The 13,065-nt window shown below is 37.5% G+C and carries 10 protein-coding genes and 1 pseudogene; 7 read left to right on the top strand and 4 right to left on the bottom strand.

The features are described 5' to 3' along the window. Positions 1-270: 270 nt before the first annotated feature. The 3 genes and pseudogenes from B9T35_RS11670 to B9T35_RS18430 form a co-directional block, all read right to left on the bottom strand. On the bottom strand, positions 271-489 hold the full coding sequence (locus B9T35_RS11670; RefSeq protein WP_086191284.1) for a hypothetical protein: 219 nt from the start codon (positions 487-489) through the stop codon (positions 271-273). Between the two features lie 37 nt (positions 490-526). Further along, positions 527-706, bottom strand: a pseudogene (locus B9T35_RS18675) (GntR family transcriptional regulator); the annotation flags it as partial. Between the two features lie 202 nt (positions 707-908). Beyond that, positions 909-1,070: a hypothetical protein gene (locus tag B9T35_RS18430; protein WP_171264274.1), complete on the bottom strand. Its 162-nt coding sequence runs from the start codon at positions 1,068-1,070 to the stop codon at positions 909-911. 358 nt (positions 1,071-1,428) lie between these two features. Between B9T35_RS18430 and B9T35_RS11660 the strand changes: the two genes are divergently transcribed. The 6 genes from B9T35_RS11660 to B9T35_RS11635 all read left to right on the top strand — a co-directional run bounded on the left by B9T35_RS11660 (position 1,429) and on the right by B9T35_RS11635 (position 10,794). After that, positions 1,429-2,862 carry a coniferyl aldehyde dehydrogenase gene (locus B9T35_RS11660; RefSeq protein ID WP_086191283.1) on the top strand — a complete coding sequence of 478 codons (1,434 nt, stop codon included), beginning with the start codon at positions 1,429-1,431 and terminating at the stop codon, positions 2,860-2,862. A gap of 344 nt (positions 2,863-3,206) precedes the next feature. Beyond that, on the top strand, positions 3,207-4,382 hold the full coding sequence (locus B9T35_RS11655; RefSeq protein WP_086191282.1) for an acyl-CoA dehydrogenase family protein: 1,176 nt from the start codon (positions 3,207-3,209) through the stop codon (positions 4,380-4,382). A gap of 64 nt (positions 4,383-4,446) precedes the next feature. Next, positions 4,447-7,476, top strand: a complete 3,030-nt coding sequence (locus B9T35_RS11650) for a peroxisomal multifunctional enzyme type 2 (protein ID WP_086191281.1) — start codon at positions 4,447-4,449, stop codon at positions 7,474-7,476. A gap of 90 nt (positions 7,477-7,566) precedes the next feature. Next, on the top strand, positions 7,567-8,748 hold the full coding sequence (locus B9T35_RS11645) for a lipid-transfer protein (RefSeq protein ID WP_086191280.1): 1,182 nt from the start codon (positions 7,567-7,569) through the stop codon (positions 8,746-8,748). A 113-nt stretch (positions 8,749-8,861) separates the two neighbouring features. Further along, positions 8,862-9,734, top strand: coding sequence for a metal-dependent hydrolase (locus B9T35_RS11640; protein ID WP_086191279.1), 873 nt, complete (start codon positions 8,862-8,864; stop codon positions 9,732-9,734). 376 nt (positions 9,735-10,110) lie between these two features. Then, the gene (locus B9T35_RS11635) at positions 10,111-10,794 is read left to right on the top strand and encodes a TetR/AcrR family transcriptional regulator (protein ID WP_213033367.1); all 684 of its coding nucleotides are present in this window, start codon (positions 10,111-10,113) and stop codon (positions 10,792-10,794) included. A 54-nt stretch (positions 10,795-10,848) separates the two neighbouring features. Here B9T35_RS11635 and B9T35_RS11630 read toward each other — a convergent pair whose 3' ends face one another. After that, entirely contained in the window at positions 10,849-12,324 is a 1,476-nt protein-coding gene (locus tag B9T35_RS11630; protein WP_086191278.1) for a SmvA family efflux MFS transporter, read from the bottom strand. Positions 12,325-12,438: 114 nt separating this feature from the next. On the opposite strand from B9T35_RS11630, the gene B9T35_RS11625 reads away from it, so the two are divergent. Then, on the top strand, positions 12,439-13,038 hold the full coding sequence (locus B9T35_RS11625; RefSeq protein WP_086191441.1) for a TetR family transcriptional regulator: 600 nt from the start codon (positions 12,439-12,441) through the stop codon (positions 13,036-13,038). The last annotated feature ends 27 nt before the right edge of the window (positions 13,039-13,065 follow it).

Below are 13,065 nucleotides of genomic sequence, written 5' to 3'. Positions count from 1 at the left end.
AGATTTTTATATAAAGTCTTATAGTTTTTTCGAGGAAAGAAATAGAAAATTTTGTTAATAAGTTCCTTGGGTTGATGATTTTTTAATCAGTATTTATTTCATTCTTTGCTTTCTCAGGAGAAGGCTAGGAAACGGATTATTTTTTTAGGATTCACCCTCATTCTAACGTTCTCCTAAAGGAAGAACATTCAATATTAATCAAATATTATTATCCATAGTAAAGTGTTGTACGCTTTTTAACTTTTGCAAGAGCTCTAATATTTATTTAAGCTATTCAAATCTATATTGAGTCATTTTGATTTGAATCGTGCGAATGAGAGTATCTAAAGCATTTTGGATCGATTCAGACCATTCAAAAGAACAATTCAAACGAATAAAATGCTGTTGTGCTTCCACTATATTAAATAGTTGGCTCGGTGTGACACCAATATCTTGTTGAATCAATTCGTGATAAATATCCATACTATTGACTTGATTCGGTAATTTCATCCATAAAAGAATCCACTTGGGTAATAAAATAATTCGCAATATGCTTTATTTGATGGTCACTAACGAAATATTCAGATTTTTCTTTTGAATAAAGCAAGCCTTGAGCTTCTAGCTCTTGGTAAGCAGTCATCACCGTCATTAAGCTTAAACCCGAGCGTTGAACTTGATCACGTAAAGAAGGTAGTTTTTCATTTGGTTTATATGAACCATTTTCAATTAGTTAACGAATACTCTGAGCAAGCTGTTCTGATTTATACATGATTAAACCATATTCAAGGGAAGAGAATGACATGACTTTATTGAAGCATTGGCTTGCAAAGGAATTTCCTAAATTAAACTTTGAAAATTTCTCATCTCAATTTTAATATGTAGGACAAAAAGTAATACCAATAAAAATAAATAAACATCATTTTAAGTGCTTAAGGGATATATGTAAGATCTGCGCCTACAGCAAAAATTACACCGCTACAGAATAATGAGCAATAAAGCAAAAACCACAGTATGCCACGTTTAAAAGCTTTATCTGAAATAGAACTATCTGCATAGCGTTGTGGTTTTTTAGGGCTTGGATAATCACTCATCATAAATCTCGAAGTGTTTAAGATAAGCTGATTATGCAAGGTAAATGGTATATACGGTAGGTACAAAACTATACTAAAAAAATATAACAGATTGTAAAAATTTATCCAATCTGTTATATAAATAGCATTATTTATTGAAAAAAATCATAATTTTTAAACAGTATATGCTTATATTAGTATAGATATTTTCTGGGTTTTACTCTTTTAATGGTCAAAGAAAACAGTATAAATTCATCTTATTTTTTAGATCGGCGGAAAAAAATATCTTTTAAATCTTGCTCTAACAGGCTTACTATAAAGTCATTGATCATTCATTCAAAAAATTAATTCTACAATGATTTTTAAATAGGGAATTTGTATGCAAGAAGGTATGGATAGTAGTCTGATTGAGCAACATTTATTAGAATGTATGCAAAAGCAAAGAGCCTATATTCATCAACATGGTATAGAAACGTATGATGAACGGCGTAAACATTTACTCAATTTAAAAGCACTCATTAATGAAAATCGTGATGCATTGATTCAAGCTGTTAATCAAGATTATGGCAATCGCTCAGTACATGAAACAATGTTGGCTGAAATTATCACCGTGACAGATGATATCAACAGTAGCTTAAAGCATTTAAAAAAATGGATGAAAATGCAGAAGCGTAAAGTTGATTATAGTATGTATTTTGGTGCTAAAAATCGTGTGATTCCACAGCCACTCGGAATTATTGGTTTAATTACGCCTTGGAATTTTCCTATTAATTTAACATTTTCTCAACTCTCTGCTGTATTTGCTGCGGGTAACAAAGCAATGGTGAAAATGTCTGAAAATTCACGACATTTATCAAGCTTACTAATTCAGCTTTTACCAAAATATTTCTCTGAAGAAAAATTGCAAATTTTTGAGGAAACTGGAACTGTGGGGATCGCATTTTCTAGACTGTCTTTTGACCATATTATGTTTACAGGTTCAGGTGCAACAGGTCGTAAAGTCATGGCTGCCGCTGCTGAGAATTTAACACCTGTAACTTTAGAGCTTGGCGGAAAATCGCCTGCCATTATTGATCCTGAATATTCTATGGAAAAAGCGGTAGAACGAATTCTGTTTGTAAAACAATTTAATGCAGGACAAATTTGTACCAATGTCGATTATTTATTCGTGCATGAATCACAGTTAGAAAGTTTTATTGAACATGCAAAGAGTTGGGTGAAAGCTCATGTCCCAGATATTCAGAATAAAGATTACACCTCAATTATTGATCAACGTGCTTTTGAGCGTTTAATTGAGTGTTTGACTGATGCTGAGCAAAAAGGCGCAACATTGATTAACTTAAATGATCAACAAGCAGATGCAGTAAATCGTAAATTTCCTGTGACTTTAGTTATCAACAGCAATGATCAAATGCAAGTAGATAGCCGTGAAACATTTGGTCCGATTTTAATGGTTAAGACGTATAACGAACCGCAACAAATTGTGGATTATGTGGCACAACGTGATCGACCGCTTGCACTGTATCCTTTTAGTAATAATGAATCGCTCGTGAACTTTTATCTTGAACATATTATGTCGGGTGGTGTTTGTGTGAATGATGCACTGTTTCATGTGGGACAACATGATTTGCCTTTTGGTGGCGTAGGTGCAAGTGGAATGGGGCATTATCATGGTTATGAAGGATTTCTCACTTTCTCTAAATTAAGACCCGTTTTTTATCAAACAGGTTTCTCAAGTATGAAATTTCTTGCACCACCTTATGGAAATTTAGCAGATCGAATGCTTAAATTTTTAATTAAATTTAAAGCATAGAGTTGTATTTATCCTTTTTGAATAGCCTTGTATTGTAATGAGACAAGGTTATTCATTTCGCTCAAGAAAAACCTTAAATTATAATAAAAATAATAAGATATCTAAACTAATAAAATGCTCTACTTTATTTTTATGGATCGTTCTTGATTCATTGAACCTCTTGCATAAGTCAGTACGCTTGGCAAAAACACTCAAGACGAATTTTAAAAGCATCTTTTTTACAATTGACCATTAATCACACAAATATTAAAACAAAGAAGTTGTACGACCGTATTGTAAGTTTGAAAATTTACAATGATCAAATCTAAATAAAAAATAAAGCAAAACTCGAATAGGAATCAATCATGACTGCAATCCATGTCCCTCAGCCAGTACCACCAATGATGCCACGTACACTGTTTAATGCAGATCATGAGCAATTTAGACAAACCGCACGGCGTTTTTTTGAAACAGAAATTGCACCATTTCATGAAAAATGGGCAGAACAGCAACATTTGGATCGAAATTTGTGGAATCGAGCAGGTGAGTTAGGTTTATTGTGTTGCACTATACCTGAAGAATATGGCGGCTCAGGTGTGGATCGTCTTTATTCGATGATCTTAATGGAAGAACAAGCACGTGTTGGTGATTCTGCATATGGTTTTGCTCTACATTCAGATATTGTTGCCAATTATATCAATAACTTTGGCAATGAAGAACAAAAACAGGCATGGTTGCCAAAAATGGCAACAGGTGAAGTAATTGGTGCAATTGCTATGACTGAACCGGGAACAGGTTCTGATTTACAAGCCATTCGAACGACTGCCATTGAAGATGGTGATGACTATATTGTGAATGGTTCAAAAATCTTTATTACCAATGGTTATATGTGTGACATGGTTGTCGTTGCTGTGAAAACGGGTAGTAGTGAAAATGCGGCACAGAATGTTTCACTCCTGATTATGGAAGCCAGTCGAGCTGGTTTTAGTAAAGGCAAGCCACTTAAAAAAGTCGGTCTACATGGGCAAGATACCTGTGAACTTTTCTTTAATGATGTTCGTATTCCAAAATCGAATTTATTGGGTATGGATGGCATGGGCTTCATTATGCTCATGAAAGAGTTGGCTTGGGAACGCATGATGATAGGCATTATTTGTATTGCAGGCGCAGAAGGTGCACTGGCAACCACAGTTGAATATGTAAAACAACGTAAAGCATTTGGTAAACCCATTTCAGCATTTCAAAATACCCGTTTTAAACTTGCAGAAATGCGTTCAGAAGTACAAATTGCTCGAGTTTTTGTAGACCAATGTATGGCATTGGTACTGAAGCAAGAACTTTCTGTTGAAGCGGCATGTGCGGCTAAATACTGGGTTTCAGATCTAGCTTCAAAAGTTGTAGATGAGTGTCTACAACTGCATGGCGGTTATGGCTATATGCTTGAATATCCAATTGCACGTGCATATTTAGATATTCGTCCAAACCGTATTTATGGCGGAACCAATGAAATCATGAAGGAATTGATTTCAAGAACAATTTAAAAAGTTATCAATAAAAAATTACATGAAGCAAATAAAAGTATATTAAAAATTAAAGGTTATAAAAATGTCAGAGTTAGATTTTAAAGGTCGCGTTGCGATTGTTACAGGTGCGGGAGGTGGCTTAGGTCGTCAACATGCACTGACCTTGGCTGCACGTGGTTGTAAAGTCGTGGTAAATGACTTGGGCGGTGGTGCGCACGGTTCGGGAAAGTCCTCATCCGCAGCGGATAAAGTAGTTGATGAAATTAAAGCATTGGGTGGCGAAGCCGTTGCCAATTATGATTCAGTTGAAAATGGTGAAGCAATTGTTAAAACAGCAGTCGATCATTTTGGAACGGTTGATATTGTAATTAATAACGCAGGGATTCTGCGTGATGTTAGCTTTATAAAAATGACACAGGATGATTGGGACTTGATCATGCGTGTGCATTTAAATGGCACAAAAAGTGTATCTCAGGCGGCTTGGCCCATCATGCGTGAAAAAGGCTATGGTCGTATCATTATGACCACATCTGCTGCTGGGATTTATGGCAATTTTGGTCAGGCAAATTATTGTGCTGCTAAACTTGGGATTCTTGGTTTAGCCAACTGTTTAGCTGAAGAAGGCCGTAGTAAAAACATTTTAGTGAATACTATTGCACCTTTAGCCGCTTCCCGTTTAACTGAAACGATTATGCCCCCTGAGTTGCTAGAAAAATTACAACCCGAAGCCGTTAGTCCATTGGTTGCATGGCTTGCTCATGAGGACTGTAAAGAAACCAAAGGTTTATTTGAAGTCGGTGCAGGCTTTATTGCAAAACTGCGTTGGGAGCGTACCGAGGGCTATATTTTTCCAAATAAACGACCTTTTAATATTGATGATGTTGCTCGTCATTGGGACAAAATTACAGATTTCACAGATGCAACGCATCCAACCTCAACCACTGAATCATTTACGCCAATTCTTGATGGAATTAACCATCCTAACTTAGGTGGTAATGAGTTCATAGATTTAGATCTTGCATCGAAATCTAAACTTGAGTTGGAGTCATCTTATGATGAGCGTGATCTGGCTTTATATGCGCTAGGCATTGGTGCTGCACGCGATCCAATGGATGCTCAGGAACTTGCTTATGTGTATGAGTTGGGTGGCGAGTTTCAAGCCTTTCCAACCTATGGAGTGATGCCACAAATTAATGCTATGCTGACCATGGCAAAACAAGGTGGCGGTGGTTTACCCGGAATGAATTTTGGCTTTGATCGCTTGTTACATGGTGAGCAATATACTGAAATTAAGCGTCCTTTACCTGCACATGCCAAGCTTCATCATACCTTTACTTTAAAAAATGCCTATGATAAAGATCCAAATGCAGTCGTAACTTTTGCTATTTCTTCTAAAGATGAAACAGGTGAAGAAATCATCTATAACGAAATGACCTCGTTCGTAAAAGGTGCAGGCGGCTGGGGTGGTGATCGTGGGCCAAGTGCAGATATTAATGTACCACCTGCGCGTGAACCGGATGCCATCATTGAAGAAAAAACAGATGTGAATCAAACCTTACTTTATCGCTTGTCAGGAGACTGGAATCCCTTACATGCCGACCCTGCATTTGCTAAAGCATTTGGTTATGATCGCCCAATTTTGCATGGCTTATGTACTTTTGGTTATTGCGGACGCCATGTGATTAAAGCATTCAGTAATAATGATGGTCGTTATTTTAAGAGTATTAAAGTACGTTTTGCCAAAACAGTTTTCCCTGGTGAAACCTTAATTACTAAAATGTGGAAAGAGTCAGATACACGCATTATTTTTGAAACTTCAGTGAAAGAACGCAATGAAGTTGTGATTAAAAACGCTGCGATTGAGCTATATAAAGAAATTCCATCGGCTAAAGTAAAACCACAGGCTGAAACAGCTGCGCCTGTTACAGCACAGCAAACCTCTTCTTCGGTTCAAAACACTGAAATCACTTTGGCGGATGTATTTACAGCAGTAAATCAGCATATCCAAAGCACCGCAGGTATTGTGGATAAAGTTAAAACCACATTCCAGTTTAAATTAAATAACCCAGATTCAATTTGGTTTATAGATTTGAAAAATGGACAAGGCAGTGCAGGCGCAGGTGAAATTACTAATCCTGATGTGACTTTACAAATGGATGAAGCACATGTTGAAACGGTATTTGGTGGAGATATTGGCGAAGTCCAAAAACTATTCTTTGGTGGTCAGCTTAAAATCAGTGGTAACGTCATGGCATCCAATAAACTGGCTGTTTTGCAGGATATGGACAAAAAGCTGATTGATCAGGCTCGTGATCAACGTGTTGCCAGTAGTGGGGCTATCAGTACATCGTCATCTTCGGAACAGTCATCACAACGACAACAAAGCAAAGAAATTACCTTGACGGATGTCTTTACAGGTGTGAATCAACATATTCAAAGCACCACAGGTATCGTGGATAAAGTTAAAACCACATTCCAGTTTAAATTAACGAATCCAGATTCAAGCTGGTTTATTGATTTGAAAAATGGGCAAGGGAGTGCAGGTGCTGGTGAAACTACTAACCCTGATGTGACTTTGGCAATGGATGAAGCACATGTTGAAACGGTATTTGGTGGAGATATTGGCGAAGTTCAAAAACTCTTTTTTGGCGGTCAGTTGAAAATTAGTGGCAATGTCATGGCATCTAATAAACTGGCTGTTTTGCAAGATATGGACAAAAAACTGATTGATCAAGCACGTGACCAACGATTGGCTTCAGGCAATATAGCACCTCTAGCATCGACTGCAAGTTCAACGCCACGTATAGCTAAATCAGAAGCCATTTTTAAAGCATTGCAACAACGCTTGAATGGTGAAAGTAATACGGCACATGTTTATCAATTCAATATTAGTGAGCCAAATGCTGAATGGATCGTAGATTTAAGTCAGGGCAGTGTACAGCAAGGGCAAAATGCTCAAGCCAATGTCACATTAGCTATTAGTGATGAGCATTTATCGGAACTCGTGACTGGACAGCGAACAGTGCGTGACTTGTATCAACATGGTGATTTAACAGTTGATGGTGATATTCAACTGGTACATCAAATGCAGTTTCTGAATGGCTTGGTATAAATAGCATTAGCATTTAATGGACATCTTGTTTAAAGCGCTTGTGAGCATGAATACAAGATGTCCAACTCTATAAAGAATAAGGAAAATAAAATGAAAAGACGTGTCAATGTAATTGGTGTCGGCATGACCAAGTTTGCTAAACCGGGTTCAAGTCCTGAATATTATGAAATGGCAAAAGAAGCAGGTCAAAATGCACTGAAAGATGCAGGTATTCATTATAGTGAAGTGGAACAATTATTCGCGGGCTATGTCTATGGCGATTCTACCTGTGGACAGCGTGCAGCATATGAGTTGGGGTTGACAGGGATTCCAATCGTCAATGTCAATAATAACTGCTCTACAGGCTCAAGTGCTTTGTATTTAGCACGTCAAGCGATTGAAGGTGGTTTGGCTGAGTGTGTCTTGGCACTCGGCTTTGAAAAGATGGAAAAAGGAGCATTGGGTGCAAAGTTTAACGATCGTGAGCCACCAATGGGGAAGCATGCACAGGTGATGTTGGATGTACAAGGTTTTAATGCAGCACCTCCTGCTGCACAAATGTTTGGTGGTGCAGGACGTGAATACCGTTGGTTGCACGGCACTAAAAAAGAAACTTTTGGACAAATTGCAGTAAAAGCACGTAAGCATGCTAGTCAAAATCCGTATGCATTGTTTGGACAAGTACTGTCTTTAGACGAAATTATGGCTTCGGCTGATGTATTTGATCCACTTACTCGCTTTCAATGTTGCCCACCCACCTGTGGTGCAGGTGCAGCGATTTTATGTTCAGATGAGTTTGCCAAAAAGCATGGAATTTCTAACCCTGTATATATTGCGGCACAGTCTATGACGACTGATTATGCCAGTAGTTTTGATGAACAGAGCATGATTAAAATGGTCGGTTATGACATGACCAAACAAGCGGCAAAGCAAGTGTATGAAGCAGCAGGCATTGGTGTGGAAGATGTGGATGTGATTGAGCTACATGACTGTTTTACAGCCAATGAGCTACTCACTTATGAGGGCTTAGGTTTATGTCCTGAAGGTGAAGCTGAAAAATTCATTTGGGATGCAGATAATACCTATGGTGGGAAATATGTCACCAATCCATCAGGTGGTTTATTGTCTAAAGGGCATCCATTGGGTGCAACGGGTTTAGCACAATGTACTGAACTGGTCTGGCAATTAAGAGGTACAGCAGGAAATCGCCAGGTTGCCAATGCAAGGATTGCATTGCAGCATAATCTTGGTTTAGGTGGTGCTTGTGTCGTGACCATGTACCGCAGAGATTAAAATAGGGTCATTGCAGACATGTAATTGAGCCGAAATGATATAGGGAATTGTATTCAGAAGAGTACAATTTCCTTAAAACAATCATTCTATTCAAATAAATACAGGGATGTATCATGGGAATTTTAAAATTATTCACTAAGTCGGCAGTACGTCACGAGACTTTACCGATACGCCGTGATATTCGCTTTAAATTACCTGCGGAACGAATTGCTAATTGGCATGATAAAGCAGGGCCTACTTTTACAGCTTTGCTAAATACTTTTTCGATTGTTTTACCTATCGGTGAGCGCTTTTTTATTGATGCGGTACGTGCTCATCGTGACTTAGTCACAGATCCTGAATTACAAAAAGCCGTGACTGCTTTTATTGGGCAAGAAGCCATGCATGGTCGTGAGCATGAAGATTACAATGAGGCATTATTTGCTCGTTCGCCAATAGCGCCTAAGTTTGAGCGTTTTGTATTGGATGTTTTTGGTCTGATTAAAAAGCATTTACCCGATCATTTTGCTTTGAGTGCCACCATTGCACTAGAACATTTTACGGCATTACTCGCGGATTCAGTTTTACGTGACCCACGTGTTTTTGAAGGTGCAGAAGAGCATTATGCCAATATTTGGCGTTGGCATGCCTTTGAAGAAACTGAGCATAAAGCTGTTGCTTTTGATGTATGGAACAATGCAATGGGACATGGACTTTATGCCTATGCTGTGCGTAGCTTTGGGTTAGTTGCTGCAACCATCGTATTTTGGGGACTTGTCATTCCAGTTTTTCTGGTGATTGTGAAAGGTGAAAATAAACTAACCGATCTTTTCAGTTGGAAAAAAGCGTTTAACTATACACTAGGTGACATTGGTGTACTTAGACGTCAATTGCCGAACTATTTAGATTATTTCCGTCCAAACTTCCATCCATGGGATCATGATAATCGTGAATATATGGAAGAAATGAAGCAATTTATTTATCAGCTATCAAATAATAATGAATAGATAATTTAGACTTCTTACTAAAGTGATAAATAAAGAAAATTTTATAAGCAGAAATGACATTTGATTAAGGCTGAATGTTTCTCCTCCTTTTGAGAGAAGGTTGGGATGACGGATAATATCAAAGATAATTTTCTCTAACACTGTATGAGCAAATGCTGATTAAAAGCTGGCTTATGCAAGAGATCTATATAACATTTTTATTTCTTTTTTAATGAGCAGGAATAAAGAGGTTATGGGTGTTTATACTAGATACTTATTTAAATAAGTTTTCATTTCTCATTTGTTGATGTAAGTAGAAGTTGATAGATAAAAATATGGACGAATATTTCTAAATTTAAGGATAAAGCTCAGTCTATGTGAACTGAGTAAGTGCAAAATGACAGATACTCTACAATTAAAATCTAATAATCGTCGTACTCAAAATGAACGTAGTGAGGCAATGCGTGAACGCTTAGTTGAAGCGACTTTGCAATGTCTGATTCATGAAGGTTATGCCAATACCACTATCAGTAAAATTATTACGACAGCAAAAGTATCACGGGGTGCACCTGTCCATCATTTCCCATCGAAAGCGGCTTTATTAGAAGCGGCTGCGGAACAATTGGTCAGAAAAATCTATATATCTTTGGGTAAGATTATTAAGAATATGGAGAGTTCTGATGATCGTCTGCATGATTTGATTATGGCTGGAGCAAATTTACTACGATCTTCTGAAATTACTGCGCTTTTAGAGTTATTGGTTGCCAGCCGTCATGAGCCAGAATTAGCAGAAAAGATTCAAAAATTATGGATTGCCTCTTATCACACGACACGAATGGCAGCCGAACATTATTTAGATCCAGTATCAGAACAAGATAATGTCGGTGATTTAATGATTATTACATTATGGTTCTTAAGAGGAATGGCGGAAGATCGCCAGCTTAGTCATAGTTCTCAACAAGCGAATGATTTTTTTAACCGTTATATTAAGTTATGGAGTTCGATTTTATCCAACCATTTACAGGCGAAGAAAAATATTGAAACGCCACCACCGAAGCCAGAATATTGGAATAATGCTTAAAAGACATCTTGTATAAAGCGCTTGTTCATCATTATACAAGTTGTCTATGGAAAGTTATTTGTTCCTTGGTAAGGCAAAATACACAAATAAAGACAGAATAAAGAACATGATGCCTGCAATACTCAGTACCCGGCTATGCGAGTGTGTAAATGCTTCTGATGCAGCATTTGTTAAGTTTTGCATCAATGATGGTTCTAATTGTGGTGTAATCCTCATCGCTTCTCCGATTGAGGCACTGGCGATGATTCCAAGGTCATGAGCTAAATTTTCTGGAAGAATAATGGCTTGTGTATAAAAGTAAGACAGCATCAGTCCAAAAATTGTAATACCTAAACCTGCACCTAGTTCATAGGCCATTCCTTCTATTGCACCTGCCGCTGTGGCTTTATGTGCAGGAACAGCAGACATAATTGCCGCCGTAGAAGATAACAGGGCAATTTCAACACTAATCCCCATAAGGACCATCCATGACCAAGCTTGAATATGTTGTGTATCAAAATTAGTCATGGCTAATCCCCAAAAACTCACGGCACACATGAGCATTCCTGTCGTTGCCACAGGTCGCAATCCATATTTATTCATCAATAAGCTTGTAAATGGACCACCAATACTGATTGCAATCATGAAGGGTAGAATGAATAAACCCGCTTCTAACGGTGAGTATCCATATACAAACTGTAATTCTTGAGAAAGTAATAATTCAAAACCCACCAGTGCAATCATAGCGACCATTGCCATGATGATGCTGACTGAAATCACGGGATGTTTAAATAGTGAAAAATCAATCATGGGTGTCCGTGATGCCAATTGATGACGCACGAAAAATGTGAATAGACTGAATCCAATGATAAAAATAAATAGGATAATACTATCGAATTGATGAATCCCTGTTTTGATCGCATAGATCATCATTAAAATAGCAGTGACGAGTATTAACGCTTGGAATAAATTTAATGGCTGTTTAATCACAATATTTTGCTTTGGTACAACCCATGCTGAAAGAATCAAAACAAGAATAATAATCGGTATATTAATGAGAAATATAGCACCCCATTGAAAATGCTCAAGAATAAATCCTCCAAGTAGCGGTCCAAATGCAGCACCGCCACCACCAATTGTTCCCCAAACCCCTAAAGCATAATTACGTTGTTTTTCATCTAAAAATGTATTTCTTACACCTGCCAAGGTCGCAGGTAGAATCATTGCCGCACCCAGTCCTAAAAAAGCACGGGCTGCAATTAAAGTATAAGCTGTTGATGCAAAAGCAGCAGCAAGTGACGCGATACCAAAAATTGTGGCACCGATCATCATCAAACGTTTGAAGCCAATACGATCTCCTAAAGCACCCATCGGTAAAATAAGTCCAGCCATGATGAGCGAGTAAATATCAATTACCCATAACAACTCCGTACCTGACAATGATAGTGCGGTACTTAATGATGGAATGGCGACATGGAGAATCGTCGCATCAATAGAAACGGGAAGATAGATTAAAACGATGATTGCGAGAATCATCCATTGGCGGTTCATAATAGACCTAATTTAATTTGGACGTTTGTTCAAGTTAGTTTTATTGTATATAAACTTGAACAAATGTCCAAATTTATTTAAGATCACTTTTATTGATTAAAGGTAGTGCTTGCATTGAGTTATTTAAGTCGAAATGAACGTCGAGAAATGATTTTAAAAGCAGCGAAACAACTTGCATTAAATGAAGGTTTTAATGCAATGACGATTCGTCGCATTGCGACAGAAGCTCAAGTTTCTACAGGACAAGTGCATCATCATTTTGAATCAGCTTCACATTTAAAAGCTGAAGTTTTTATTGAATTGATGGATCAGCTCAATGAAATTGAGGGTGAATTAACAACGGGGACATGGTATGAGCGAATTTCTCTCCTTTTAGGCTGTGAGAATATTGAGCAAGTGCAGCCTTATTTACGATTATGGAATGAAGCAGAAGTATTAATTGAGCAGGATAGTGTCATAAAACAGGCGTATAACATCACGATGGAGCGTTGGCATCAAGTGATTGTCCAATTGATTGATCAGGGGATTGCTCAATCAGAATTTAAAATTTTACCGACGACAACCAGTCAAGATATTGCTTGGAGATTGATTGCTTTTGTATGCGGCTTGGAAGGGATTTATCAATTAGGTTTAAAAGGTTTGGATGAAAATACATTTAAACGTCATTCTGAAATGATTATTCGTTTAGAGTTGTTTAATAAACTACAAGCGTGAGTATTTTTAAGTTCTTTATTTATCTCC

It is taken from the genome of Acinetobacter sp. ANC 3832 (assembly GCF_002135415.1).
Taxonomy (GTDB): domain Bacteria; phylum Pseudomonadota; class Gammaproteobacteria; order Pseudomonadales; family Moraxellaceae; genus Acinetobacter.
The sequence above is the reverse complement of the archived record's forward strand: the minus strand, read 5'-3'. Positions and strand labels throughout refer to the sequence as shown.